The following is a 24,723-nucleotide window of genomic DNA, read 5'->3' on the forward strand; positions in this document are numbered from 1 at the left end:
CAAGTCGGCAGCAAGTCGCGCATCTCAGTCGTCGTCCTCGTCGTCCCAATCGACCTCTTCCCAGGCGTCCTCGTGATCGTCGTCCTGGGGCGGGGCCTTGGCAAAGATTTCGGGGAAAGAGGCTTCGGCGCGGGCCAGATCGACGCGCAGCAACTGTTCGTAATCGGTCGGGTCCAGTTCGCCTACGGCCAGAACCTCGCGACCGATCAGCCAGGACAGGCGTCCAGCATCCAGATTGCCGCGTTCAAAGGGTTCTTCGCCGAAATGTTCGATCAGCGCGGCCAGAAACCCGGCATCGGCCTTGCGGTCGGCGGGCTTGCGGTCGCGAAAACGTTCGCGGCGCGCGATGGCGGTGGCGCCCGCCTTGCGATTTTCGCGGCGGATGGTGAACTGGAAATCGGTGCCGGGTAGGCGGCCGGGAAAGCCGCGATGCTTCAGCATGTTGCGCCCTTTCTAAGGGGTTCGGGGCGCGGGTGGCGCGGGCGGGCCGTCCGCCCGCGCACGATGTCTGCAAGGCAGGGGTCAGAATTTGCCCTGATAGACCGGCTCGGTCGTGACGGGATCATTCGCCGGGACATAGACGTCAGGCTGTTGACGCTGGCAAGCGGCAAAGGCCGACAGCAGCACGAAGCCGAGAACGAGTTTCTTCGACATGTCTTATCGCTCCTGTAATGCGGGCCTGTTTCGGCCCGACTGCTCGGTTCTGCGCCGACCGTCTTGGCGGCCGGGCACGGCAGGATGATACAGCCGGACCCCATGTCCGAACAACGCGTGTGATGCCCCCCGCGCAGAAGCCGATGGGCCTGTGGCGGTGCTGCATCATTCACGAGGTTGTGCAAATGGGGGCCGAACATCATCATCACAGAGGGATATTGTCGTGCTTTTTCCAAGGGTTCGACAGTTTCTTGCCGCGCAGGCTTGCAAAGGCGCGGGCCACCCGGCGCCGGGTTGAGCGCGGTTGAATAACCTCGTCGATGAAACCTTTTTCGGCGGCGACGAACGGGTTCGCGAAACGGTCTTCGTAATCCTTGGTCCGCGCCGCGATCTTGTCCGCATCGCCCAGCTCGCTGCGATACAGGATCTCGACCGCGCCCTTGGCGCCCATCACCGCGATTTCGGCGGTGGGCCAGGCATAGTTGAAATCGCCGCGCAGATGTTTCGACGCCATGACGTCATAGGCCCCGCCATAGGCCTTGCGGGTGATCACGGTGACCTTCGGCACGGTCGCCTCGCCATAGGCGAACAGCAGCTTTGCGCCATGCTTGATGACGCCGCCATATTCCTGACCGGTGCCCGGCAGGAAGCCCGGCACGTCGACGAAGGTCAGGATCGGAATTTCGAACGCGTCGCAGAACCGGACAAAGCGCGCGGCCTTGCGGCTGCTGTCGATATCCAGACAGCCCGCCAGAACCATCGGCTGGTTGGCGACGACCCCGACAGTGCGCCCTTCAAGGCGGATGAAGCCGGTGATGATATTGCCCGCGAAATCTTTCTGGATCTCGTAGAAGTCGCCTTCGTCCGCGACCTTCACGATCAGCTCTTTCATGTCATAGGGCTGGTTCGGGTTGTCGGGAATCAGCGTGTCCAGGCTTTCCTCGATCCGGGCGGGATCGTCGAAGAAGGGGCGCACGGGCACGGTGTCGCGGTTGTTCATCGGCAGAAAGTCGAACAGCCGGCGAATTTCTGACAGGGCTTCGATGTCATTTTCGAAGGCGCCATCTGCGACGCTGCTTTTCTTTGTATGCGTGCTGGCGCCGCCCAGCTGTTCGGCGGTCACGACCTCGTTGGTGACGGTCTTGACCACATCGGGGCCGGTCACGAACATGTAGGACGTGTCCCTGACCATGAAGATGAAGTCCGTCATGGCGGGTGAATAGACGGCACCGCCCGCGCAGGGGCCCATGATGACGCTGATCTGCGGGATCACGCCCGACGCCATGATGTTGCGCTGAAACACGTCGGCATAGCCCGCAAGGCTGGCCACGCCTTCCTGGATGCGCGCACCGCCCGAATCGTTGATGCCGATGACGGGGGCGCCGTTCTGCATTGCCATGTCCATGATCTTGCAGATCTTCTGGGCATGGGTTTCCGACAGCGAGCCGCCGAAGACGGTGAAGTCCTGCGAAAAGACATAGACCATGCGGCCATTGATCGTGCCCCATCCGGTCACGACGCCGTCGCCATAGGGGCGGTCGGCCTCCATCCCGAAATCGGTGCTGCGATGGGCCACAAACATGTCGAATTCCTCGAAGCTGCCTTCATCCAGCAGCAATTCGATTCGTTCGCGTGCGGTCAGCTTGCCGCGGGCGTGCTGGGCATCGATGCGCCGCTGGCCGCCGCCCAGCCGGGCTTCGTCGCGGCGATGCTCCAGCTCATTCAGAATGTCCTTCATCGCAGGCTCCCTTCCGTGGTTGGCGAACGGTAGCGCGGCTTTGGTCTGTGGAAAAGGAAAGAACGGAAAATTTGCAAAATACCCTCGCGACGATCTGTGCGAAATGCAAATCGGCTAATCCCGGCCGCAAGCGCGGGCTTGACGCGGCGCGGGGCTTGAAGGAAATCGGGTGCATGGGATTGCAGATCGATATCGGGGCCATCGTGGCCAATTGGAAGGCGCTGGCGGCCAATGCGCCGGGCGCCCGCGCAGCCGCCGTGGTCAAGGCCGATGGCTATGGCCTAGGGGCGGATCGTGTCGCGCCCGCCCTGTATCGGGCCGGTGCGCGTGATTTCTTCGTCGCGCTGGCCAAGGAAGGGCGTGCCCTGCGGCCGCATCTGCCTGACGATGCCCGCATCAATGTGCTGTCCGGTCATATGGAGGGGCAGGACCTGACCGGGCTGGTTCCGGTCCTGAACAGCCCCGAACAGTTCTTCCGCGACCGCGCCATGCGTCCCGGCCAGCCCTTCGCGATCCAGCTTGACAGCGGCATGAACCGTCTTGGCATGGAGGCCGCCGAATGGGCGCAGGTCCGGGCCGAGGCGCTGGCCGCGCGTCCCGATTTCATCATGTCGCATCTGGCCTGCGCGGATGAGCCCGATCACCCCGCCAATGCCGCGCAACTGGCCGCCTTTCGCGCGATGACCGAAGGTTGCGACGTCCCGCGATCGCTGGCGGCGACCGGGGGAATCCTTCTGGGCCCGGATTACCATTTCGACATGGTGCGACCGGGCGTGGGGCTTTATGGCGGCATGCCCTTTGCCGATGCCCAGCAGGTCGTGCGGCTGTCGCTGCCGGTCATTCAGACGCGGCTGGTGCAGCCGGACGAATTTGTCGGCTATGGCGCGACCTGGACGGCGGATGCGCCGCGCCGGATCGCCACGGTTGCCGCGGGCTATGCCGACGGCATCCTGCGGGCGCTGTCCTCCAGCGGGGCAAGCCTTTACGCCGATGGGGTGGCCTGTCCGATCGTGGGGCGTGTCTCGATGGACCTGATCACGGCGGATGTGACGGATCTGGCGGGCAGCCCGGCGCATCTGGACCTGATCTGCGCCGAACAGCCCATCGACCGCGTTGCCGACTATGCGGGCACCATCGGCTATGAGATCCTGACCGCCCTGCGCCAGCGATACCAACGGACCTATCTGTGACCCCGATCCGCGCGACCGGACGCGCTGCGCTTGGGCTTTTGCGCGGGCTTGGCGCGGTGGCGCTGTTCACCGGGCGGGGGCTGTTTCGCCTGCGCCCCTTTTATCCGCGCGCCTTTGCTGCGCAACTGATCCAGATCGGCTGGCTGTCGCTGCCGGTGGTTGCCCTGACGGCGCTGTTCACCGGTGCGGCGCTGGCGCTGCAGATCCATTCCGGCGGCGCCCGCTTTCAGGCCAGCGATGTCGTACCTGCGATCGTGGCCATCGGCATGGTGCGGGAACTGGGGCCGGTGCTGGGCGGCCTGATGGTGGCCGCGCGGGTCGCAAGCTCGATCGCGGCCGAGATCGGCACCATGCGCGTCACCGAACAGATCGACGCGCTTGTCACCCTGTCCACCGATCCGATGCGCTGGCTGGTGACGCCGCGCCTGTGGGCGGCGGTGCTGACGGTGCCGTTTCTGGTGGGGATCGGCGATATCATCGGCATCATGGGGGGATGGCTGATCGGGACCAACTCGCTGGGGTTCAATTCGACCGCTTATCTGTCGAACAGCTGGGCCTATCTGGAAAGCTGGGACGTGGCGTCGGGCCTGATCAAAGGCGCGGTTTTCGGGCTGGTGGTCGCGGTCAGCGGCTGCTGGTTCGGGATGCGGTCTGGCCGCGGGGCCGAGGGCGTGGGCCGCGCCACCAAATCCGCGGTGGTCGCCGCGGCCGTCGGCATTCTGGCCGCGAATTTCGTGCTGACGGGGATGTTCTTCGAATGATCGCTGTTCAGGGCCTGTCGAAATCCTTCGGTGACAAGACCGTGCTGGACCGGATCGACCTGTCCGTCGCCCCTGGTGAAAGCCTGTGCGTGATCGGCCAGTCCGGCATGGGCAAATCGGTCCTGCTGAAATGCATTCTTGGCATGGTCGCGCCGGATGCCGGGCAGATCCTGTGGCAGGATCGCCCACTGGACGGTGCGCGTCGTGCCGAATTCATGCAGCAATTCGGGATGCTGTTTCAGGGCGGGGCGCTGTTTGACAGCCTGTCGGTCTGGCAGAACGTCGCCTTTCGCCTGCGTCAGCAGATGCCGGATCAGCAGGCGCGCCGTATCGCCATCGACAAGCTGGCCCGCGTGGGTCTGGCCGCCGAGACCGCAGATCTGATGCCCGCGCAGCTGTCGGGCGGGATGGCAAAGCGTGTCGCGCTGGCCCGCGCGATTGCCGCCGATCCAAGGGTGATCTTTTTCGACGAGCCCACGACCGGGCTGGACCCGATCCGCGCGCGGCGCATCAACGACCTGATCCGCGGCATCGTGCGCAGCACCGGGGCCACCGCGATCACGATCACCCATGACATGGAATCGGTGCGCAGCATCGGGGATCGCGTGGCCCTGCTGCAACAGGGCCGGATCGCCTGGCAGGGACCGGTTTCGCGAATGGATGCCGCGCCTGAACTGGCTGAATTTCTGGGCCATGCGCCGCAATGACGGCGCCCCTCCTGCCGATTTCATGCGCAACATCTGGCCAAATCCGCATCCCGGATCACAATCTGTCGCAATTCTGCCGCAGAATTGTTCACGATGGTCTTGTGCGAATCCCCGTTGATCGCCACCATTGATGATAATGCCTGAGCAGGAGAGAAATTTGGGCCTCAACCCAACGCCCCCCGTTGCGACACATCCTGGCGAAACTCTGCTGGAATTCCCCGATAACCGGCTGCTGATCGATCTGTGCGGTGCCAATGACCGGCATCTTGCACGCATCGAAGAGGCACTTGGCGTGCATATCCTGCGACGCGGCAATCAACTGGCCGTGGTCGGTGGACCCGAAGCACAGGCCGAGGCCGCGCAGCTTTTGCAGGGGCTGTATGCCCGTCTGGAACAGAACCGCCCCGTCAGCCTGGCCGAGATCGAGGCCGCGCTGCGCATGGGCGTGGAGTCCGCGACCGAGACCAGCCCCAGCGAACAGTTGGAAATGTTCGCCGCCGGAAATTACGAATTGCGGACCCGCAAGAAATCCGTCGAGCCGCGTACCGACGCGCAAAAGGCCTATGTCCGCTCGCTGTTCGAACATGAACTGGCCTTCGGCATCGGTCCGGCGGGCACGGGCAAGACCTATCTGGCCGTGGCGGTGGGCGTGACCATGCTGATCAATGGTCAGGTCGACAAGATCATCCTGTCGCGTCCCGCCGTCGAGGCGGGTGAGCGTCTGGGCTTTCTTCCCGGCGACATGAAGGAGAAGGTCGATCCCTACATGCAGCCGCTTTACGACGCGCTGAACGACTTTCTTCCGGGAAAGCAGCTGCAGAAGCTGATGGAAGAAAAGCGGATCGAGATCGCGCCCCTGGCCTTCATGCGCGGGCGGACGCTGGCCAGTGCCTTTGTGGTGCTGGACGAAGCTCAGAATGCCACGCAGATGCAGATGAAGATGTTCCTGACCCGTCTGGGCGAAGGCTCGCGCATGGTGGTGACGGGCGACCGCAGCCAGATCGACCTGCCGCGTGGCATGCAGTCGGGTCTGGTCGATGCCGAGCGCATCCTTGACGGGGTCAAGGGTATCAGCTTCAGCTATTTCACGGCCAAGGATGTCGTGCGGCACCCGCTTGTGGCGCGGATCATCGACGCCTATGACGCCGAGGATGCGGCCGCGATTGCGCGGGGCGAGGGGCCGACCCCTCAGGGGCAATATGCCCCCCGCCGGGCGATGAGGAACGATGGCTGAAGAAATCACCGCAGATTGCGTGATCGAGGATGACCGATGGGACAGCGCCGGGTTAGAGGCGCTGTCTGAACGGGCCGTTCACGCGACGCTGACATGGCACGGGATCGGCGGCGAGGTCGTGGTGATGGGGTGCGACGATGCCCGCATCGCCGCGCTGAATGCCGATTTCCGGGGCAAGCCACGCGCGACGAATGTGCTGTCCTGGCCATCCGTCGAACATGCGCCGCGTGAACCGGGCGCGCGGCCCGATCTGCCCGATACCGAAGAACTGGGCGACATCGCCATCGCCTATGAAACCTGCCTGGCCGAGGCCGAGGCGCAGGGCAAAAGCATTGACGACCACGTCACCCACCTGTTGATCCACGCGGTTCTGCATCTTTTGGGGTATGATCATGAAAACGATCCCGATGCCGAAACCATGGAAGCGACCGAGCGTTCGATCCTGTCGACGCTGAATATTTCCGATCCTTATCAAGAGAAAGTCCAATGAACTCCGAGTCTCGATTATCCGCAGAGCATCTTGACGACGCCCCGGCCTGCGAGGCCGACGGTGTCGGGGGCGAGGGGCGCGACCTGCCTGCCTCGCGCGGATTTTTCGGACGGTTCTTCGACGCCCTGACCGGGCAGGACGAAGACGAGGCCAGCCCGGACAGTGACACGCCGCAAGCCCGGCCCGCGCTGGGTCTGGCCAATCTGCGTCGCATGCGGGTCGAGGATGTGGCCATTCCCAAGGTCGAGATCATCGCCGCACCGCTGGCGATCACGCTGGACGATCTGGTCGCGCTGTTTCGTGAACACGGATTTTCGCGCATTCCGGTGTTTCGCGGAACGCTGGACAGCCCGCTTGGCCTGATCCACCTGAAGGATCTGGCACTGAAGCACGGGTTCGGGCAGGCGGGAAAATTCACGCTGCGGCCGATGCTGCGCCCCTTGCTGTATGTGCCGCCCTCGATGCCGATCGGGGTGTTGTTGCAGCAGATGCAGCAGAAACGCTCGCATATGGCGCTGGTCATCGACGAATATGGGGGCGTCGATGGGCTGGTCACGATCGAGGATCTGATCGAACAGGTGATCGGCCAGATCGAGGACGAGCATGACGAGATCGAGGAACAGGCCTGGGTCAAGGAAAAGCCGGGCCAGTGGCTTGTTCAGGCCCGCACGCCCCTGAACGAGATCGAGGCCGAAACCGGCCTGCGCCTTGCCCGTGACGACGAGGACGAGGAAATCGACACGTTCGGCGGCCTGATCTTCATGCTGACCGGGCGGGTTCCGCTGCGCGGCGAGGTGATCGCCCATGAATCGGGCGCCGAATTCGAGGTGGTCGATGCCGATCCGCGCCGGATCAAGCGTATTCGTCTGCGGCTGCCGGGTGTGTCGGTCACGCCGGCCCGCAAGCCGGCCGAACAGCTGGAACAGGGCCCGCCCGCGGATCAGTAATCGGCGGCGCTGGCGGTGTTGAACTGCGCCAGAACGGCATCGAAGAACAATTGCTGACGCGCGGGCGTTTCCACGATGACCTCGTGCCGCCCGCCGTCGATGTCCAGCAATTGCGCACCGGGCCAGGCTTGGGCACGTTGCCGGATCGCCGTGGCCGACACGATTTTCTCATCGCTTCCCAGCGAAACCAGCATCGGTATGTCCGGTCCGGGCAGGTCGGACAGTCGCCGGCATTCGGTCAGCGCGTGGCGCAGCCAGTCATAGCTGGCGCCCCCGATGGTCAGATCGGGCCATGACACGGCCTCGCGCAGAAGGCGCGACCATTCATCGACATTGCAGGTCAGCAGATTGGTGCTGAACGCCTCGTCCACGAAATAGGTGCCACCGGCGCCGGTGCCGGGGGTCGATCTGCCGCCAAAGCCCGCGCGGGCGGCGATGGCCGTGATCGCCATGGCCATGCGGCGCGGCATCTGACGAAGATTGATGCCCCACATCGGCGCCGAGAAGGCGGCGCTGACGACAGGCAGATCGTCGATCAGCGCGGCCAGTCCGATGCAGCCGCCCATCGAATGGGCCAGCAGGTGCCACGGTCGTGGCAGGTCAAGTTCGCCCACTGCTACCAGCATCTCGACCACGTCGCGCTGATAGTCGCTGAATTCGCCGATATGTCCGGGGCGGGGATCGTCCTGCAACCGGTCTGACAGACCCTGTCCACGCCAGTCGATGGATATGACGTGATAGCCCGCCTGCGTCAGCCGGTGGGCGAAGGGGGAATATTTCTCGATATATTCGGTGCGGCCGGGGAACAGCAGGACGCTGCCCCGCGGCGCGTTGTCTGCGCCGCGCCAGACCGCCAGCCGCAGGCGGACCCCGTCATCCGCCCGCACCCAGAAGGCATCGGCCGGGGGCAGGGTATCGCCGGGAAGCTGGTGGAAAGGCGCGGGCTGCATGGATCAGGACAGGGCCGAGCCCAGCTGCATCGCGACGCCCATGTCGCCGTCGATCTTCAGTTTGCCGGTCATGAAGGCCGCGGCGGGGGCGACGCTGCCATCCAGGATGCCTTCGAAGGTTTCGCGGCTGGCGGTCAGGGTCACATCGGCTTCTTCGTCGCCGGCATGGACGCCCGATCCGTCGATCATGATCGCGCCTTCGTCCTCGATGACGAATTTCGCCGTCGATCCGAAGCTGTCGATCTTCTTGCTCAGCTCTTCGACGGCTGCGTTCACAACTTTGCTCATTTTCTCGCGTCTCCTCGCGCTTTCTCTTTCACCCGGTGGGTGGGGTGGTTTACAGATCGGGTATGCGCCCGGTCCGTTCCGTTTTCTACTCTGCCGTCGCGGCACTGTGCCACGCAACAGTGACGATTCTATTTATTTCCGCAACCGCCTTTGCCCAGGCCGCCGATATGGACGCGCTGTTTCGCCAGCTTGCCCAGCCCGAGGGCGATGGCTGGCGCGTCGCCGAATCCGATATCCTGCGCGAATGGTCGAAATCGGGGTCCGCGTCGATGGACCTGCTGCTGAAACGCGGCGAAGAGGCGCTGGACCTGGGCGATCCGCAGGCCGCGATCGGGCATCTGACCGCGCTGACCGACCATGCGCCGGATTTCGCGACCGGCTATCAGACCCGTGCCGTCGCCTATGCCGCCCAGGGGTATTTCGGCCCGGCCATCGCCGATCTGTCCCGCGCGCTGGAACTGGAACCGCGGCAATTCGCCGCCCTGACTCAGCTGGGCGCCATGCTGGAGGAAATCGGCAGCGAACAGGCCGCGCTGGACGCCTATCGCCGCAGTCTGGACATCCATCCCCATCAACAAGAGGCCATTGACGCGGTCGCCCGTCTGGAACAGACGCAGTCGGGTACCGATATCTGACGCCATGACCATGATTGACAGGGGCCGGGTCACCGCCGTTCTCGGCCCGACCAACACCGGCAAAACCCATTACGCCATCGAACGCATGCTGGCCCATCGCACCGGGGTGATCGGCCTGCCGCTGCGATTGCTGGCGCGCGAAGTCTATGACCGCATCGTCAAGGCGCGCGGCCCCTCGGTCGTGGCGCTGGTCACGGGCGAGGAACGGATCGTGCCGGACCGGGTGCAATACTGGGTCGCCACGACCGAGGCCATGCCCGAGATCGGCGCCGATTTCGTCGCCATCGATGAAATCCAGCTTTGCGCCGATCCCGAACGCGGCCATGTATTCACCGACCGGTTGCTGAACATGCGCGGCCTTCAGGAAACCCTGTTTCTGGGCAGTGACACGATGCGCCCGGCGATTGCCGCCCTTGTCCCCGGCGTGCAGTTTCAGCGCCGCGAGCGGTTTTCCACGCTTAGCTGGGCGGGGTCGAAGAAACTGTCGCGGATGCCCGCCCGCAGCGCCATCGTCGGCTTCAGCGTCGATGATGTCTACGCCATGGCAGAACTGATCCGCCGCCAGAAGGGGGGCTGTGCGGTCGTGATGGGCGCGCTGTCGCCCCGGACCCGCAATGCCCAGGTCGAGATGTATCAGGCCGGTGAGGTCGATTATCTGGTCGCCACCGATGCGATCGGCATGGGGCTGAACCTGGACATCCGCCATGTCGCCTTCAGTGCGACACATAAATTCGACGGTCGCCGCGTCCGCCCGCTGTTTCCGCATGAGCTGGGTCAGATCGCGGGCCGGGCGGGGCGGCACACCGAATCGGGCACCTTCGGCGTCACCGGCGAGGCGCAGCCGCTGGAAGACGGGCTGGTCGATGCCATCGAGAACCACCGCTTTCAGCCGATCAGCCGCCTGATGTGGCGCAATGCCCGGCTGGAATTCGGCACGATGGAGCGGTTGGTCCAAAGCCTGGAAGTCGCACCGGATCATGAAATCCTGTCGCGCGGGCGCGAGGCCGACGATATCGCCGCGCTGAAATCTCTGCGCGACATTCCCGAAATCCGCGACCGCGTGCAGTCCGGCAAGGATGTGCGGCTGTTGTGGGATGTCTGCCGTGTGCCTGATTTCCGGGGCATTTCGCCCGCGGAACATGTCAGCATGCTGATGCGGATCTTCGGTTTCCTGCAGGACGGGCAGATCCCGACCGACTGGCTGGCTCGCGCGGTGCAGCGCATTGACCGCACCCATGGCGATATCGACGCGCTGTCCAAGCGTTTGGCATATATCCGCACATGGACCTATGTGGCGCAACGCAATGGCTGGGTTCAGGACGAAAAGCATTGGCGCGGCGAGACTCGCGCTGTAGAAGACCGCCTGTCAGACGCGCTGCATGCAGCGTTGACCCAACGATTTGTGGACCGGCGCACATCTGTGCTTCTGCGCCGGCTCAAGCAGAAGGAGAGCCTTGTGGCCGAAGTGAACGACAAGGGCGAAGTGACGGTCGAGGGCGAATTCGCCGGCCGTCTTGAGGGATTCCGGTTTCGCCCTGACCAGACCGCGACGGCGGACGAGGCAAAGATGCTGAACCGCGCCAGCTACGAGGCGCTGCGCCCCGAATTCCACCTGCGGGCGGATCGGTTCTACAATGCGCCCGATACCGAACTGGACTTTACCGAACAGGGCGGCCTGATGTGGGGCGACGCCGCTGTCGGCAAGCTGGTCAAGGGCAGCGATGCGATGCATCCCGGCGTCGAGGTGTTCGTCGACGAAGAGGCCGGGGCCGATATCGGCGAAAAGGTAAAGCGTCGCCTTCAGCATTTCATCGACCGCAAGGTCGCTGCGCTGTTCGAGCCGCTGACCAACATGCAGCGTGACGAGGCGCTGTCGGGTCTGGCCAAGGGATTCGCCTTCCGTCTGGTCGAGGCGCTTGGCGTCCTGCCGCGCGATGGCGTGGCAGGCGAGGTCAAGGAACTTGATCAGGACGCACGCGGCGCGCTGCGCAAGCATGGCGTGCGCTTTGGCCAGTTCACCATCTTCATGCCCGCGCTGCTGAAACCCGCGCCGACCCGTCTGCGTCTGGTGCTGTGGTCGCTGGCCGAAGGGCTGGACGAATTCCCCGAAAGTCCGCCCCCCGGTCTGGTCACCATTCCGCATCTGGATGCGGTGCCCGACGGATACTACACGCTGTCGGGCTATCGTCCCGCGGGCGATCGCGCGATCCGTATCGACATGCTGGAACGTCTGGCCGATCTGCTGCGTGCGCAGGACACGCGCGGCGGCTTCGAGGCCAATCCGGACATGCTGTCGATCACCGGCATGACGCTGGAACAGTTCGCCAACCTGATGGAAGGTCTGGGCTATGCCGCCGAAAAGGGCGAGCGTGAAAAGGCCCGCGCCACCGAGGTTGCCGCACCTGCCGCCGAGGCCACCGGCTCTGACGCGCCGATGACCGAGGAAGAAAGCGTTCTGGCCGCCGAAACCCGCGCCAAATGGGAAGCCGAGCAGGCCGAGAAACGCCGCGCCGCCGCCGAAGCCGCAGGCGAAGAGGCCAGCGCCGAGGCCGAAGCTGCCCCTGAGCTGGAGGTGTTCTATACCTTCCGTTGGGCGCCCAAGCCCCGCAACCGTCGTCCGCAGGGCGGCGAAGGTCAGGGCCGTCGCGGCGGTCCGCGCAAGGATGCCACTGCGCGTGAAAACCGTGGCGAGGGCGGCAAGGGCGGTCGCGACGGCGGCAAGCCGCGCGGCAAGGGCGGTCCGAAAAAAGGCGGCAAGCCGCAATCGGGCCCCAAGACCTACAGCGCCCGTCCTGAAAAGAAGGCCGATCCCGACAGCCCCTTCGCCATTCTGGCAGCGCTTAAAGACAAGAAGTGACCGACGGGTCACCGACCCTTCGGCTGGACAAATGGTTGTTCCATGCGCGTCTGTTCAAGTCGCGCGGTCTGGCTGCGGACCGTATCGAGGGTGGGGGTGTCCGTCTGAACGGACAGCCCTGCCGCAAGCCCGGGCGGGCCATCCGCCCCGGCGATCTGCTGGTCGTGTCGGCCTATGGGCAGGTCCGTCAGTTTCAGGTTCTGGACCTTGGGACACGTCGCGGCCCCGCCGCCGAGGCGGCGCTTCTTTACCGCGAAACATCTGCCGACTAGCCTTGCCGCAGCCCGCGCATTTGTGGTTCCCTGTGGCATGTCCAGCGATTTTCTGTCCCGTCTAGCGGTTGATCTGCCGATCTTTCAGGCCCCGATGGCCGGCGTGGCGACCCCGGAAATGGCCGCGGCGGTCAGCAATGCCGGTGGCTTGGGCGGTCTTGGGTTGGGCGCGATGGACGCCACCCTGGCAGAGGACAGCATTCGTCAAACCGGAAAGGCCACCGACCGACCCTTCTGCGCGAATTTCTTCTGTCACAGCAGCGAAGTCCGCGATGCCACGCGGGAAAACGACTGGATCGCGCGCGCCAAGCCGCTTTTCGACAGCCTGAAGGCGGACCCGCCCCAACATCTTCGGCGGATCTATGCCAGCTTTCGCGACGAGGACGCGATGCTGAACGTGGTTCTGCGGACCCGCCCGCGCGTCGTCAGCTTTCACTTCGGCCTGCCGCGCCCTGACCAGATGGCTGCGCTGAAACAGGCCGGCATTCTGACCATGGCCAGCGCGACGTCCCTGGCCGAGGCGCGGCGGATACAGGCAGCCGGCTGTGACGCCGTGATCGCCCAGGGCTATCAGGCGGGCGGTCATCGCGGCATATTTGACCCTGACGGTCCGGATCAACGTCTGACGACCATGGATCTGACCCGTCAGCTTTGTGCCGAATTGACGCTGCCGGTCGTGGCGGCGGGCGGGCTTATGCACGGAGCGGATATCGCGCGGGCGCTGTCATGGGGTGCTGTGGCGGCACAATTGGGAACGGCGTTCGTCGCCTGCCCCGAAAGCCTGGCCGATGCGGAATATCGTGAACGACTGGGCAGGGGCGGCACGGTGATGACCTCGGCGATCTCGGGGCGGCCGGCACGCTGCCTTGAAAACCGGCTGACCGATTGGTGCAGGGGTGCCACCCGGATCCCGGCCTATCCCGACGCCTATGACCTCAGCAAACGGCTGATCGCAGCGGCCCGTGCGGCAGATGCGCCGGGGTTTGGCGCATTTTGGGCCGGAACCGGCGCCGCGCAGGTCAGGCCGATGCCCGCAGGCAAGCTGGTACAGATGCTGGCGCAGGAATGGCGGACCGCATGATGCCGTTGCCGGGCGACACCTGTCCCGACATCGGCGCAGGCCGGGAACATTGTTTCGGTCAGCCATCGCGCGGGCGAATCCCGGTCTTTTCCCCAAGGCCGCACTTGCATGATCTGATGGTGGGGCGTAACTGTCGCGCGATATCGAATTGGAGTGCGCAATGACCTACGTCGTCACCGATAATTGCATCATGTGCAAATATACCGACTGCGTCGAGGTTTGCCCCGTGGACTGTTTCTACGAGGGCGAGAATACCTTGGTCATTCATCCCGATGAATGCATCGATTGCGGTGTCTGTGAACCCGAATGCCCCGCCGACGCCATCCGCCCGGATACCGAGCCGGACATGGAAAAATGGGTCGAGTTCAATCGGAAATATTCCGAAAAATGGCCGGTAATCACGCAGAAGAAGGATCCCATGCCTTCTGCCGCCGAGATGGACGGCGTTGACGGCAAACTGGACCAGTACTTCTCGGAAGCGCCCGGCGAGGGCGACTGATCGGGGCTGTCACATTTTGGTCGCAGGGGCTTGAAAGACTGCGGCCAATCGGGGCGATTCGCGCGAACATTAGCGTGATATCTGATCGGTTGTTTTCGTAACGCGCTGAAACCGTTTTGAAAAACAGGCCGGGCCGGGTTGTTTCAGGACAGCGCGGCGTGGCTTTTTTTGGCGTCATATTTATGCTATGTTGGCAATCATTCGCATCTGATGGAAGTCAGAGGCCCATCGGATGTGCGCCCAATGCTGCCAATACCCGAGCCTTCTGCCGGCGCGGGCAAATAAAACGATGAAAATGGACCGAAGGTGGCATTCGCCGCTTGCGGTTTTTTGTGCCCTTTGAAGGGGCGCTGCCTAGAGGAAGCCATATGTCGAAAGCCAAGAAGAACGAATTCCGCCCCGATGATTTCGTCGTCTATCCTGCCCATGGCGTGGGCCGGATCGTTTCGATCGAAGAGCAGGAAGTCGCGGGGCTTCGGCTGGAAATGTTCGTGATCTCGTTCGACAAGGACAAGATGACGCTGCGCGTTCCGACCTCGCGCGCCTCGGAAATCGGGATGCGTGGCCTGTCCTCGCCCGATCTGGTCGAACGTGCGCTGGACACGCTGAAAGGCAAGGCCCGCGTCAAGCGTGCCATGTGGTCGCGTCGTGCACAGGAATACGAACAGAAGATCAATTCCGGCGATCTGATGTCGATCGCGGAAGTGGTCCGCGACCTGCATCGCAGCGACGATCAGCGCGAGCAGTCCTATTCCGAGCGTCAGCTTTACGAAGCCGCTCTGGACCGTCTGACCCGCGAAGTCGCGGCTGTCGGCGGCCTGGACGAAGGTGCCGCGCAGAAGCGCGTCGATGAGGTTCTGGTCACCCGCGCGGCCTGATCCGCGCCTGCCGATCATTCTTGCAAGGGGCATCCGGATGCGGGCGCCCTTTCGCATGTGGCGCGGCGCGTGGACATCGCGTCGAACGCCACCTATAACCGCCGCAAATTCATGATCCTGCAGAGGCTCAACATGATCAAGGTTTTCGGCCACACCTCCCCTGACACCGACTCGACCGGCTCGCCCATCATCTGGGCGTGGTATCTGAACGAGGTCCGCAAGACGCCGGCACAGGCCGTGCTGCAAGGCGAACCCAATACCGAAGCCGCCTGGATGCTGACCCGCTGGAATCTCGACAAGCCGGACATCATCGGCGGCGTCGAGAAGGGCGAGCAATGCGTCATCGTCGACACGAACAATCCCGCCGAACTTCCCGCGGCGATCAACGATGCCGATGTGATCGAGATCATCGACCATCACATGCTGGCGGGCGGCATCAAGACCAAGGCACCCATCAATATCACCATACGTCCGCTGGCCTGTACCGCAACGATCATGCATGACCTGATCGGCGACGACATGGCCCGCGCCCCGGAAGGGGTGAAGGGGGCGATGCTGACCTGTATCCTGTCCGATACGCTGGAATTCCGCAGCCCGACGACCACGCCGCATGATCGCGCCGTTGCCGAAAAGCTGGCCGCCGATCTGGGTGTGAACATCATCGATTACGCCGCCCAGATGTTTGCCGCGAAATCCGATGTCAGTGCCTTCAGCGACGAAGCACTGCTGCGCATGGACAGCAAGGAATACGAACTGGGCGGAAAAAAGCTGCGGATCTCGGTTCTGGAAACCACCGCACCCGCGACGCTGTTGGCGCGCAAAGATGCGCTGGTTGCGGCGATGCCGGGCGTGGCTGCCGCCGACGGCGCCGACGAGGTGCTGCTGTTCGTCATCGACATCCTGCGCGAGGAGGCGACCTTGCTGGTTCCCAACGATTTCGTGCGTCAGATTGCGGAAACCAGCTTCCAGGCCTCGGTATCGGGTGACACGGTCGTTCTGCCCGGCATCATGAGCCGCAAGAAACAGATCATTCCGGCGCTGGCAGTCTGATGACCCGGATCATTGAAAGCCTGTCGCAGGTCGGCACGAATTACGATGTGCTGTTCTGCGACCTGTGGGGCTGTCTGCATAACGGGCAGCAGCCTTACCTCGCCGCCGTCGCGGCGCTGCAGGAATTTCGGCGCAATGGCGGTCAGGTCTGCCTGATGACCAACGCGCCGCGACCCAATCCCTATGTCATTGCGCAGCTGGATCGCATGGGGGTGCCGCGCGATGCGTGGGACATCGTCGTCAGTTCGGGTGATGCCGCGCAGGACGCGATGTTCGACGGTGCCGTGGGGCGCAAGGTCTGGCATATCGGCACCGACAAGGATGACGGCTTTTTCAACGATGTGCCTGCGGAATGGGCCGACGCGCCGGCGGTCACGCGGGTTCCGCTGGACGAGGCCGAAGGCATCGTCTGCACCGGCCCCTTTGATGAGCGCAGCGAAACACCCGAGGATTACCGCGCGCGCCTGATGCTGGCAAAGCAGCGCGGGCTGAAGATGCTGTGCGCGAATCCCGATATCGTCGTGGATATGGGCGAAACGCGGATCTACTGCGCCGGTGCGCTGGCCGAATTCTATGAGGATCTGGGCGGCACCTCGTATTATTTCGGCAAACCGCATGCCCCGATCTATCAGCGTGCGCGTCGCCTGATGAACCTGGGCGATCAGGCGCGAATCCTGGTCGTCGGCGACGGCATCCGCACCGATGTGAAGGGCGCGATGCAGGAAGGGATCGACTGTCTGTTCGTCACCGGCGGTCTTGCGGCCGAGGCGTTCGGTCCCGATGTCGAAAGCCCTGACGCGGATCTGTTGCGCGAATGGCTGGCAACCCACGGCGCAAGCCCTGAACTGTCCATCGGGCGCCTGCGCTGAACGACATAGACCGGACCAGGGGCCCGTGCGATGCGCGGGCCCTTTTTCGTTGCGACGCGCGGCGTTCTGAATGGTCACAATATGTCCTAAAGTATCACTCATGCGCAATCTTGTTGCTATGCCACGTGATTGCTGCTATGCAGCATCAACCGTCCTGAAACCGGCTTAGATGATGGATAACAGCATGTTTGATAATCTTCCCCGCGGCACGATCGTCATCGAGGATCTTGAAATCGGCATGTCCCGCTATCTGCAAAAGCAGGTGACGGACGAGGATATCGAGATGTTTGCCCAGGTCTCGACCGACCGGAACCCGGTGCATCTGGACGAAGAATATGCACAGGACACGATCTTCGAGGGGCGCATCGCCCATGGTATGCTGACCGCGGGGCTGATTTCCGCGGTGATCGGCGAACAGCTGCCCGGACATGGCACCGTCTATCTGGGCCAGACCCTGAAATTCATGGCCCCGGTGCGTCCCGGTGACATGGTTCGCGCCGAAGTCACGGTCGAGACGATCGACCACGCCAAGCGCCGTGTGACGCTTGCAACCCGCTGCATGGTGGGCGATACGGTCGTGCTGAAAGGCGAGGCGGTCGTGCTGGCCCCAAGCCGCAAGTTCGACTGACGGGGCAGGGTGCCCCGCAAAGGGGGCGCTTTGCACATCCATCGCGATTGGGCCGGTCTGCCTGTCACTGCCCGTGGCGCGACGGTCGCCATGGGAAATTTCGACGGCGTCCATCTGGGCCATCGCGCGGTGATCGAGGCTGCGACCCGCGCCGCCGATGCGCCGCTGGGGATCATCACCTTCGAACCGCATCCGCGCGAGGTCTTTCGCCCCGAAGCTGCACCCTTTCGCCTGATGAATGCCGAGGCGCGGGCAAACAGGCTTGCGCGTCTGGGCGTGCAGCATCTGTATGAACTGCCCTTCGGCCCGGTCCTGTCAGGTCTGACACCGGAATGTTTCGCACGCGATGTGCTGGTCGATGGTCTGGGCGTGCGCCACGTGACGGTCGGAGCCGATTTCTGTTTTGGCAAGAAACGCGCGGGGAACGTGCAGACCCTGACCCGGCTTGGCGACCAGATGGGCTTTGGCGTGACCGCTGTGCCGCTGCTTGGTTCGGGCGAGGCGGAATACAGCTCGACCGCGATCCGCACGGCATTGGCCGAGGGGCGGACCCGTGATGCCGAACGCATGTTGGGTCACTGGCACCGCATCGAGGGCGAGGTCGTGCATGGCGACAAGCGCGGTCGCGATTTCGGCTGGCCCACCGCGAATATGCGGATGGAGGGGCTGCATCTGCCGCGTCTGGGTGTCTATGCCGTTCTGGTCGATGTCCTGACCGGCCCGAACCGCCTGTCCTGCCGCGGCGTCGCCAGCCTTGGCGTGCGTCCCATGTTCGGCCGCAACGCGCCAAATCTGGAAGTGCATCTGTTTGATTTTCAGGGCGATCTTTACGGTCAGCACCTCTCTGTCGCCCTGGTCGAATTCCTGCGCGACGAAGAGAAATTCGACAGCGTCGAAACGCTGATCGCCCAGATCCAGGCCGATGCCGATCAGGCACGCGCGATTCTGGCCGGCACGTGATGCGCGAAAAATTCTGGGACCTGCCGCTGGAAAAGCTGACACCCGATGAATGGGAGGCGCTGTGCGACGGCTGCGGCAAATGTTGCCTGAACAAGATCGAATATGAGGACAGCGAGGAACTGCTGTTCACCCGCGTTGCCTGCAAGCTGCTGGACGGGCATGCCTGTCGTTGTTCATCCTATCAGAACCGGCATGATTTCGTACCTGAATGCGTGGTTCTGACGCCGAAGAAACTGAAGGAAATCCACTATTGGCTGCCCGCGACCTGCGCCTATCGCCTTCGGGCCGAGGGGCGTCCGCTGTTTCGCTGGCACCACCTGATCTCGGGCGATCCCGAAGCGGTTCATCGCGCCGGGGTCAGCGTGCGGGGCTGGACGGTCAGCGAGGCCGAGGTCAGTGAAGAGGATTGGGAAGATCACATCATCGAGGATCTGTCATGAACTTTGCCTCTGACAATACCTATGGCGCGCATCCCGCCGTTCTGAAGGCGATGGTCGATTGCAATGGCGGTGCGGTCGGGGCCTATGGATCCGACCCCGTGACCGAACAGGCCGAGGCTGCGATCCGCGATCTGTTTCAGGCCCCGGACGCCGTGGTGCGTTTTGTCGCGACGGGAACGGCGGCCAATGCGCTGGTCTGCGCACAGCTGACCCCGCCGGGCGGGCGGATCTATTGCCATGACGACGCCCATATCGAGACAAGCGAATGCGCGGCGCCCGAATTCTATACCACGGGCGGCAAGCTGGTGACCCTGCCGGGCGCCGATGGCAAGCTGACGCCGGATGTTCTGGCCGAGGCGATCCGGATCGGCGCGGGCGGTGGGCTGAATGGCGGGCCGAATGCGATGGTCTCGATCACCAATGCCACGGAATGGGGCACGGTCTATACACCGGATCAGGTTGCGGCCCTGGCCCGGGCCGCGCATCAGGGCGGGTTGCCGTTGCATATGGACGGGGCGCGCTTCGCGAATGCTGTCGCGTCGCTGGGATGCGCGCCCGCCGATGTGACCTGGCGTGCGAGTGTCGATGTCCTGTGCTTTGGCGGCACGAAGAACGGCGCCATGGCCGCCGAGGCGATTGTGTTCTTCGATCCCGAATTGGCGAAGGGGTTCGATTATCGCCGCAAGCAGGCGGGCCATGTCTTTTCCAAGCAGCGCTATCTGGCCGCGCAGATGCTGGCGCTTGTCGGTGATGGTCTGTGGCTGGATCTGGCGAGCCGTGCGAACGGGCTTGCCAAGCGGCTGGGCGACGCCGTTCTGGCGGCGGGCGGTCAGTTGCTGGTCCCGGTCGAAAGCAATGCGGTCTTTGCCGCGATTCCGGCGGCTGCGGATGCGCGGGCGCGCGCGGCAGGTGCGGCCTATTATTCCTGGCCCGACAAATCCGCCGAAGGGCTGGATCCCGCGCCGATCCGGCTGGTCACCGCATGGGACACCCCTGACGCGGCGATTCAGGATTTTGCCAAGGCGCTGATCGGCCAGTCCTAGCGCCGCAGCGCGATCAACAGCAGCCGCAGCGCATGTTCGACCGTCGCGGCGCGCACATTGCTACGTCCGATGGCGCCGAATTCGACGGTTTCGGTGGTGACGCCAAAGGCATTCGCCAGACCGAAGCAGACGCGCCCTTCAGGCTTGTGTTCGGATCCGCCGGGTCCCGCGATCCCCGTCACCGAGACGGTCAGCGTGGCATCGGATGCCGACAAGGCACCGCTTGCCATCTCTGCGGCCGTTTCCTCGCTGACGGCGCCGTGGGCCTGCAGGGTCTGGGCGCGGACCGCCAGCATCTGCTGTTTGGCGGCGTTGGAATAGGTGACAAAGCCGCGATCGACGACATCGGACGATCCCGGCACCTCGGTCAGGGCGCCGATGATAAGCCCACCGGTGCAGCTTTCTGCGGTGGCGATGGTGATGCCGCGTGCGCGGGCGGCGTCCAGAACCTCGGCGGCCAGGCTCACATCAGCACCCCATGCGCGACGGCCGCGGCGATGATCGTGGCGATCCCGGCGAACAGCCCGGCCCACAGATCATCCAGCATGACCCCACGCACCCCGCCGTCACGATCGGCACGGCCGACCAGCCAGGGCTTCCAGATGTCGAACAGGCGAAAGAACAGAAAGGCCGCCAGCCAGCCCGGATAGGGAAAGATCTCGGCGGACATTCCGGCAAGATAGAAGGCCGCCGAGGGAAAGCACAGGGCAAGCCATTGGCCCGCGACCTCGTCGATCACGATCTCGCTGCGGTCGGGATCGGACATCCCCTTGCTATAGCGCGGAACGGCCCAGAACCCGGCCACGGTCACCGCGACGGTCGCCACCGCCAGCAGCGGGAAATGCCCGATGCGGTGCAGCAACACGCCCAGCAACACCGCCACCGCCGATCCCCAGGTGCCGGGTGCCGGGCGCAGCAGGCCTGCGCCGAACCAGATGCAAAGCAGACGTTCCATGGCCTAGTCCTTGATCAGGGTTGCGGTGGCGATGGCGGCAATGCCCTCGCGACGGCCGGTGAAGCCCAGCTTTTCGGATGTGGTCGCCTTGACACTGATGCGGGTAGGGTCGAGGCCCATGATATCGGCAAGACGGTCCTGCATGGCCTGCGCATGGGGCCCGATCTTCGGCGCCTCGCAGATCAGCGTCACATCCGCATTGCCAAAGCGGTAGCCATGGCTGCGTGCCAGTTCGGCCGCGTGGCGCAGAAAGATCGCGCTGTCGGCACCTTTCCACTGCGGATCCGAAGGCGGGAAATGCCGCCCGATATCGCCCATGGCCAGCGCGCCATAGATCGCATCGGTCAGTGCGTGCATGCCGACATCGGCGTCGGAATGGCCCGACAGACCCGCATCATGCGGGATCTGGATCCCGCACAGCCAGACGTGATCGCCGGGACCAAAGGCATGTACGTCGTAACCATTGCCAAGACGAATATCCATCCGGGGCCTCAATAGGTGTTCCGCGCGCGCAAAATCGGCGGGATAGGTGATCTTGATATTGTCTTCGCTGCCGGGGGTGATCGCAACCTCGAACCCGGCATTGCGGGCCAGTTCGACATCGTCGGCGGCGTCTGCGCTGGCCCGATCATGGGCCTGACGAATCGCGGATAGCGAAAAACCCTGCGGCGTCTGGGCGCGAAACAGGTCGTCGCGCGGCTGGGTGCCGGTCACGCGCCCTTCTGTGCCGCGCCACAGCGCATCGCTGACGGGCAGGGCCGGGGCGGCGGCATCCGCGCCGTCGATCAGGGCATCGACAACGCCCGCGATCACCGAAGCGCTGACCAGCGGTCTTGCCCCGTCATGGATCAGCACATGGGTGATGTCATCGCCGGGCAGCGCGTTCAGCGCGTTGCGCACACTGGCCGAGCGGCTGTCGCCGCCGGGCACCAGAGTGACCGCCGTGTCAAGGACCGCCTGCGCATGGTCCATGTCATCGGGGTGACAGACGACGACGATGCGCCCGAAGCCACGGAAGGCGGCAATCGTACGATCCAGAACCGGGCGGCCAGCCAGATCGCGCCATTGCTTGGGCAGTCCACCGCCCGCGCGATTGCCGCGGCCTGCCGCGACGATGATCGCGGCAAAGCCCTCGGGCGGTGTCAGGCTCATGCGTGGTCGGGCATGTCGCCCTTGATCGCGGCGGCAAAGGCCCCGCGATACAGCGACGACAGGTCGGACAAATCGGCCGCGTCATCGCCCAGCTGCACGGCGCTGCCGCCGAAACTGCCCACGCTAGCCGCCGGGATCCCGGCCTTTTCCGCCTGTTCCAGCAGCGCAGCCGCGCCCGACGCATCGCAGGCCACAAGATAGCGGGCCTGATCCTCACCGAACAGCTGACCGATATCGTCGCTGATCAGGCGCAGGCCGATGCCGGCCTCTTCGGCCATTTCAAAGGCCGCCAGCGCCAGCCCGCCATCCGACAGATCGGTCGCGGATTTCACAAGCTCGCGGTGGGTGCGCAGGAATTCGCCATGCGCGCGTTCTTGTGCCAGATCGACATGGGGCGCATCGCCGGCTTCAAGGCCGAACGCCTCATAGGCCAGCGCCGATTGTTCCAGATGGCCCTTGGTCGCGCCGATCACGATGGCCACATCGCCTTCGCCCGGAAGGCCCGCGATCAGGTTCGACAGATCGTCGATCAGACCGACGCCGCCGATGGTCGGGGTGGGCAGGATGCCCTTGCCATCGGTTTCGTTATACAGCGACACGTTGCCCGACACGATCGGGAAGTCCAGCGCGCGGCAGGCCTCGCCGATACCTTTGATCGCGCCGACGAATTGGCCCATGATCTCGGGCTTTTCGGGGTTGCCGAAATTCAGGTTGTCGGTCGTCGCCAGCGGCGTCGCGCCGACGGCGCAAAGGTTGCGGAACGCCTCGGCCACGGCCTGCTTGCCACCCTCGACCGGGTTGGCGCGGACATAGCGGGGCGTCACATCGCTGGTGAATGCCAGCGCCTTGTTGGTGCCGTGAACGCGCACGACGCCAGCGCCCATGCCGGGGCGGCGGATCGTGTCGGCGCCGACCTGCGTGTCATATTGATGCCAGACCCAGGACTTGCGGGCGTGGTTCGGGCTGCCGATCAGCGATTTCAGCGCGGCGATCGGCTGAATCGCGGGCAGGGGGTCGGCTGCGGTAGCGGCCGGGGTTTCGACCCAGGGGCGATCGTATTCAGGCGCGCTGGACGACAGTTTCGACAGCGGCAGATCGGCCTTCACATCATTTCCATGCACGATCAGGAAACGGTCCTCGGCGATGGTTTCGCCGACGATGGCGAAATCCAGATCCCATTTTTCAAAGATCGCGCGGGCCTCGGCCTCTTTTTCGGGCTTCAGAACCATCAGCATCCGTTCTTGGGATTCCGACAGCATCATCTCGTAGGCGGTCATGTTGGTTTCGCGCTGCGGCACGGCGTCCAGTTGCAGCTTGATGCCCAGCCCGCCCTTGTCGCCCATCTCGACGGCGGAACAGGTCAGCCCCGCCGCGCCCATATCCTGGATCGAAATGACCGAGCCCGAAGCCATCAGTTCGAGACAGGCTTCCAGCAGGCATTTTTCGGTGAACGGGTCACCGACCTGAACGGTGGGGCGCTTTTCCTCGATCGTGTCGTCGAATTCGGCGCTGGCCATGGTCGCGCCGCCGACGCCGTCGCGCCCGGTCTTGGCGCCCAGATAGACGACCGGCATGCCGACCCCGGACGCGGCCGAGTAGAAGATCTTGTCTGCATCGGCCAGGCCCGCCGCAAAGGCGTTCACAAGGCAGTTGCCATCATAGCTGCGGTGAAAGCGGACTTCGCCGCCGACATTGGGCACGCCGAAGGCGTTGCCATAGGCGCCGATCCCCTCGACCACGCCCTTGACCAGATGCGCGGTCTTGGGATGTTCGGGACGCCCGAAGGACAGCGAGTCCATCGCCGCGATGGGCCGTGCGCCCATGGTAAAGACGTCACGCAGAATGCCGCCCACGCCGGTCGCCGCGCCCTGATGCGGTTCGATATAGCTGGGATGGTTGTGGCTTTCCATCTTGAAGACCACGGCCTGACCGTCGCCGATATCGACAACGCCCGCATTCTCGCCGGGGCCGCAGATCACCTGCGGGCCGTCAGTCGGCAGGGTGCGAAGCCATTTCTTCGACGATTTATAGGAACAATGTTCGTTCCACATGGCACTGAAGATGCCCAATTCGGTGAAACTGGGCTCGCGTCCGATGATGTCCAGAATGCGGTCATATTCGTCGGGCTTCAGCCCGTGCGCGGCGATCAGTTCCGGGGTGATCGACGGTTCCTGCATGTCTGGCCCTTCCTGCCCGTGGAGTCAGGCGGCTTTTAGGACGAACGCGCTGACATGGGAAGGGTGCGGGATGGAACAACCGCCCGCGAGGATAAAAAAAAGCCGGGCACGAGGCCCGGCCTAAGTCCAACAGGGAGGTAGAAGGTGATGCGCGCTTAGGCTGACCATCGCCTTCGCAGCATGATTTATGGGCAGTGTGCGAACGCTTCAAGGAAAAACTTGCTGCATCTGCAACATAGCGGCCATGCAGTGACGGTATGGCTGCACC

27 protein-coding genes are annotated in these 24,723 nt (G+C 64.0%); 18 read left to right on the top strand and 9 right to left on the bottom strand.

The genetic code is table 11. From position 1 onward, the window contains the following. Window positions 1-24 precede the first annotated feature (24 nt). From BMX67_RS06100 to BMX67_RS06105, 3 genes are all read right to left on the bottom strand, one after another. Window positions 25-441, bottom strand: a complete 417-nt coding sequence (locus BMX67_RS06100; RefSeq protein WP_090733309.1) for a hypothetical protein — start codon at window positions 439-441, stop codon at window positions 25-27. A gap of 81 nt (window positions 442-522) precedes the next feature. Next, entirely contained in the window at window positions 523-654 is a 132-nt protein-coding gene (locus BMX67_RS19970; protein ID WP_281249146.1) for a hypothetical protein, read from the bottom strand. A 205-nt stretch (window positions 655-859) separates the two neighbouring features. Then, entirely contained in the window at window positions 860-2,392 is a 1,533-nt protein-coding gene (locus BMX67_RS06105) for an acyl-CoA carboxylase subunit beta (protein WP_090733311.1), read from the bottom strand. Window positions 2,393-2,565: 173 nt separating this feature from the next. On the opposite strand from BMX67_RS06105, the gene alr reads away from it, so the two are divergent. From alr to BMX67_RS06135, 6 genes are all read left to right on the top strand, one after another. Then, entirely contained in the window at window positions 2,566-3,582 is a 1,017-nt protein-coding gene (gene alr, locus BMX67_RS06110) for an alanine racemase (protein ID WP_090733313.1), read from the top strand. After that, entirely contained in the window at window positions 3,579-4,343 is a 765-nt protein-coding gene (locus tag BMX67_RS06115) for an MlaE family ABC transporter permease (RefSeq protein ID WP_090733315.1), read from the top strand. Before alr ends, BMX67_RS06115 begins: the two co-directional genes overlap by 4 nt. Then, window positions 4,340-5,050 (top strand): ABC transporter ATP-binding protein, encoded by a 711-nt coding sequence (locus BMX67_RS06120; RefSeq protein WP_090733316.1) that lies wholly within the window; start codon window positions 4,340-4,342, stop codon window positions 5,048-5,050. Before BMX67_RS06115 ends, BMX67_RS06120 begins: the two co-directional genes overlap by 4 nt. A 157-nt stretch (window positions 5,051-5,207) precedes the next feature. Continuing rightward, a complete protein-coding gene (locus BMX67_RS06125) occupies window positions 5,208-6,284 on the top strand; it encodes a PhoH family protein (RefSeq protein WP_425438966.1) in 1,077 nt (358 codons plus the stop codon). Next, on the top strand, window positions 6,277-6,774 hold the full coding sequence (gene ybeY, locus BMX67_RS06130; protein ID WP_175479827.1) for an rRNA maturation RNase YbeY: 498 nt from the start codon (window positions 6,277-6,279) through the stop codon (window positions 6,772-6,774). Before BMX67_RS06125 ends, ybeY begins: the two co-directional genes overlap by 8 nt. After that, a complete protein-coding gene (locus BMX67_RS06135; protein ID WP_090733320.1) occupies window positions 6,771-7,721 on the top strand; it encodes a transporter associated domain-containing protein in 951 nt (316 codons plus the stop codon). The genes ybeY and BMX67_RS06135 overlap by 4 nt, the downstream gene beginning before the upstream one ends. Here BMX67_RS06135 and BMX67_RS06140 read toward each other — a convergent pair. Together BMX67_RS06140 and BMX67_RS06145 are read right to left on the bottom strand one after the other, a co-directional pair. After that, window positions 7,715-8,671, bottom strand: a complete 957-nt coding sequence (locus BMX67_RS06140; protein WP_090733322.1) for an alpha/beta fold hydrolase — start codon at window positions 8,669-8,671, stop codon at window positions 7,715-7,717. The genes BMX67_RS06135 and BMX67_RS06140 overlap by 7 nt on opposite strands. Window positions 8,672-8,674: 3 nt before the next feature. Beyond that, on the bottom strand, window positions 8,675-8,959 hold the full coding sequence (locus BMX67_RS06145) for an SCP2 sterol-binding domain-containing protein (RefSeq protein ID WP_090733324.1): 285 nt from the start codon (window positions 8,957-8,959) through the stop codon (window positions 8,675-8,677). 119 nt (window positions 8,960-9,078) lie between these two features. On the opposite strand from BMX67_RS06145, the gene BMX67_RS06150 reads away from it, so the two are divergent. The 12 genes from BMX67_RS06150 to BMX67_RS06205 all read left to right on the top strand — a co-directional run bounded on the left by BMX67_RS06150 (window position 9,079) and on the right by BMX67_RS06205 (window position 20,171). Further along, a complete protein-coding gene (locus BMX67_RS06150) occupies window positions 9,079-9,594 on the top strand; it encodes a hypothetical protein (protein ID WP_245739234.1) in 516 nt (171 codons plus the stop codon). A gap of 10 nt (window positions 9,595-9,604) precedes the next feature. After that, window positions 9,605-12,451 (top strand): helicase-related protein, encoded by a 2,847-nt coding sequence (locus tag BMX67_RS06155; protein WP_090733539.1) that lies wholly within the window; start codon window positions 9,605-9,607, stop codon window positions 12,449-12,451. Further along, window positions 12,448-12,723: an RNA-binding S4 domain-containing protein gene (locus tag BMX67_RS06160; protein ID WP_090733328.1), complete on the top strand. Its 276-nt coding sequence runs from the start codon at window positions 12,448-12,450 to the stop codon at window positions 12,721-12,723. Before BMX67_RS06155 ends, BMX67_RS06160 begins: the two co-directional genes overlap by 4 nt. A 37-nt stretch (window positions 12,724-12,760) precedes the next feature. Next, window positions 12,761-13,804 (top strand): NAD(P)H-dependent flavin oxidoreductase, encoded by a 1,044-nt coding sequence (locus BMX67_RS06165; protein ID WP_090733329.1) that lies wholly within the window; start codon window positions 12,761-12,763, stop codon window positions 13,802-13,804. A gap of 160 nt (window positions 13,805-13,964) precedes the next feature. Continuing rightward, the gene (fdxA, locus tag BMX67_RS06170; RefSeq protein WP_090733331.1) at window positions 13,965-14,303 is read left to right on the top strand and encodes a ferredoxin FdxA; all 339 of its coding nucleotides are present in this window, start codon (window positions 13,965-13,967) and stop codon (window positions 14,301-14,303) included. Between the two features lie 368 nt (window positions 14,304-14,671). After that, complete coding sequence (locus BMX67_RS06175; RefSeq protein ID WP_090733332.1) at window positions 14,672-15,181, top strand: CarD family transcriptional regulator; 510 nt, start codon at window positions 14,672-14,674, stop codon at window positions 15,179-15,181. A gap of 132 nt (window positions 15,182-15,313) precedes the next feature. Next, complete coding sequence (locus tag BMX67_RS06180; RefSeq protein WP_090733541.1) at window positions 15,314-16,231, top strand: manganese-dependent inorganic pyrophosphatase; 918 nt, start codon at window positions 15,314-15,316, stop codon at window positions 16,229-16,231. Continuing rightward, window positions 16,231-17,100: a TIGR01459 family HAD-type hydrolase gene (locus tag BMX67_RS06185; protein ID WP_090733333.1), complete on the top strand. Its 870-nt coding sequence runs from the start codon at window positions 16,231-16,233 to the stop codon at window positions 17,098-17,100. The genes BMX67_RS06180 and BMX67_RS06185 overlap by 1 nt, the downstream gene beginning before the upstream one ends. A gap of 184 nt (window positions 17,101-17,284) precedes the next feature. Next, window positions 17,285-17,728, top strand: coding sequence for a MaoC family dehydratase (locus BMX67_RS06190; protein WP_090733542.1), 444 nt, complete (start codon window positions 17,285-17,287; stop codon window positions 17,726-17,728). Between the two features lie 30 nt (window positions 17,729-17,758). Continuing rightward, window positions 17,759-18,688 carry a bifunctional riboflavin kinase/FAD synthetase gene (locus BMX67_RS06195; protein ID WP_090733334.1) on the top strand — a complete coding sequence of 310 codons (930 nt, stop codon included), beginning with the start codon at window positions 17,759-17,761 and terminating at the stop codon, window positions 18,686-18,688. Continuing rightward, the gene (locus BMX67_RS06200; RefSeq protein ID WP_090733336.1) at window positions 18,688-19,128 is read left to right on the top strand and encodes a YcgN family cysteine cluster protein; all 441 of its coding nucleotides are present in this window, start codon (window positions 18,688-18,690) and stop codon (window positions 19,126-19,128) included. The genes BMX67_RS06195 and BMX67_RS06200 overlap by 1 nt, the downstream gene beginning before the upstream one ends. Next, window positions 19,125-20,171 (top strand): threonine aldolase family protein, encoded by a 1,047-nt coding sequence (locus BMX67_RS06205; protein WP_090733338.1) that lies wholly within the window; start codon window positions 19,125-19,127, stop codon window positions 20,169-20,171. The genes BMX67_RS06200 and BMX67_RS06205 overlap by 4 nt, the downstream gene beginning before the upstream one ends. On the opposite strand, the gene BMX67_RS06210 is transcribed toward BMX67_RS06205, so the two are convergent. From BMX67_RS06210 to purL, 4 genes are read right to left on the bottom strand one after another with little or no spacing between them, the layout of a single operon-like run. After that, on the bottom strand, window positions 20,168-20,638 hold the full coding sequence (locus BMX67_RS06210; protein ID WP_090733339.1) for a CinA family protein: 471 nt from the start codon (window positions 20,636-20,638) through the stop codon (window positions 20,168-20,170). The genes BMX67_RS06205 and BMX67_RS06210 overlap by 4 nt on opposite strands. After that, window positions 20,635-21,126 carry a phosphatidylglycerophosphatase A family protein gene (locus BMX67_RS06215; protein ID WP_090733341.1) on the bottom strand — a complete coding sequence of 164 codons (492 nt, stop codon included), beginning with the start codon at window positions 21,124-21,126 and terminating at the stop codon, window positions 20,635-20,637. Before BMX67_RS06215 ends, BMX67_RS06210 begins: the two co-directional genes overlap by 4 nt. A 3-nt stretch (window positions 21,127-21,129) precedes the next feature. Next, window positions 21,130-22,278 (bottom strand): bifunctional 2-C-methyl-D-erythritol 4-phosphate cytidylyltransferase/2-C-methyl-D-erythritol 2,4-cyclodiphosphate synthase, encoded by a 1,149-nt coding sequence (locus BMX67_RS06220; protein WP_090733342.1) that lies wholly within the window; start codon window positions 22,276-22,278, stop codon window positions 21,130-21,132. Beyond that, window positions 22,275-24,455, bottom strand: a complete 2,181-nt coding sequence (gene purL, locus BMX67_RS06225) for a phosphoribosylformylglycinamidine synthase subunit PurL (protein ID WP_090733344.1) — start codon at window positions 24,453-24,455, stop codon at window positions 22,275-22,277. Before purL ends, BMX67_RS06220 begins: the two co-directional genes overlap by 4 nt. Window positions 24,456-24,723: the final 268 nt, after the last annotated feature.

It is taken from the genome of Paracoccus homiensis (assembly GCF_900111675.1).
Lineage (GTDB): Bacteria > Pseudomonadota > Alphaproteobacteria > Rhodobacterales > Rhodobacteraceae > Paracoccus > Paracoccus homiensis.

Excerpts from the sequence above, each read along its gene's own strand:
- BMX67_RS06100 (WP_090733309.1), bottom strand. The coding sequence starts at position 441 with ATGCTGAAGCATCGCGGCTTTCCCGGCCGCCTACCCGGCACCGATTTC.
- BMX67_RS19970 (WP_281249146.1), bottom strand. The coding sequence starts at position 654 with ATGTCGAAGAAACTCGTTCTCGGCTTCGTGCTGCTGTCGGCCTTTGCC.
- BMX67_RS06105 (WP_090733311.1), bottom strand. The coding sequence starts at position 2,392 with ATGAAGGACATTCTGAATGAGCTGGAGCATCGCCGCGACGAAGCCCGG.
- alr (WP_090733313.1), top strand. The coding sequence starts at position 2,566 with ATGGGATTGCAGATCGATATCGGGGCCATCGTGGCCAATTGGAAGGCG.
- BMX67_RS06120 (WP_090733316.1), top strand. The coding sequence starts at position 4,340 with ATGATCGCTGTTCAGGGCCTGTCGAAATCCTTCGGTGACAAGACCGTG.
- ybeY (WP_175479827.1), top strand. The coding sequence starts at position 6,277 with ATGGCTGAAGAAATCACCGCAGATTGCGTGATCGAGGATGACCGATGG.
- BMX67_RS06135 (WP_090733320.1), top strand. The coding sequence starts at position 6,771 with ATGAACTCCGAGTCTCGATTATCCGCAGAGCATCTTGACGACGCCCCG.
- BMX67_RS06140 (WP_090733322.1), bottom strand. The coding sequence starts at position 8,671 with ATGCAGCCCGCGCCTTTCCACCAGCTTCCCGGCGATACCCTGCCCCCG.
- BMX67_RS06145 (WP_090733324.1), bottom strand. The coding sequence starts at position 8,959 with ATGAGCAAAGTTGTGAACGCAGCCGTCGAAGAGCTGAGCAAGAAGATC.
- BMX67_RS06155 (WP_090733539.1), top strand. The coding sequence starts at position 9,605 with ATGATTGACAGGGGCCGGGTCACCGCCGTTCTCGGCCCGACCAACACC.
- BMX67_RS06165 (WP_090733329.1), top strand. The coding sequence starts at position 12,761 with ATGTCCAGCGATTTTCTGTCCCGTCTAGCGGTTGATCTGCCGATCTTT.
- fdxA (WP_090733331.1), top strand. The coding sequence starts at position 13,965 with ATGACCTACGTCGTCACCGATAATTGCATCATGTGCAAATATACCGAC.
- BMX67_RS06175 (WP_090733332.1), top strand. The coding sequence starts at position 14,672 with ATGTCGAAAGCCAAGAAGAACGAATTCCGCCCCGATGATTTCGTCGTC.
- BMX67_RS06180 (WP_090733541.1), top strand. The coding sequence starts at position 15,314 with ATGATCAAGGTTTTCGGCCACACCTCCCCTGACACCGACTCGACCGGC.
- BMX67_RS06185 (WP_090733333.1), top strand. The coding sequence starts at position 16,231 with ATGACCCGGATCATTGAAAGCCTGTCGCAGGTCGGCACGAATTACGAT.
- BMX67_RS06190 (WP_090733542.1), top strand. The coding sequence starts at position 17,285 with ATGTTTGATAATCTTCCCCGCGGCACGATCGTCATCGAGGATCTTGAA.
- BMX67_RS06200 (WP_090733336.1), top strand. The coding sequence starts at position 18,688 with ATGCGCGAAAAATTCTGGGACCTGCCGCTGGAAAAGCTGACACCCGAT.
- BMX67_RS06205 (WP_090733338.1), top strand. The coding sequence starts at position 19,125 with ATGAACTTTGCCTCTGACAATACCTATGGCGCGCATCCCGCCGTTCTG.
- BMX67_RS06215 (WP_090733341.1), bottom strand. The coding sequence starts at position 21,126 with ATGGAACGTCTGCTTTGCATCTGGTTCGGCGCAGGCCTGCTGCGCCCG.
- BMX67_RS06220 (WP_090733342.1), bottom strand. The coding sequence starts at position 22,278 with ATGAGCCTGACACCGCCCGAGGGCTTTGCCGCGATCATCGTCGCGGCA.
- purL (WP_090733344.1), bottom strand. The coding sequence starts at position 24,455 with ATGCAGGAACCGTCGATCACCCCGGAACTGATCGCCGCGCACGGGCTG.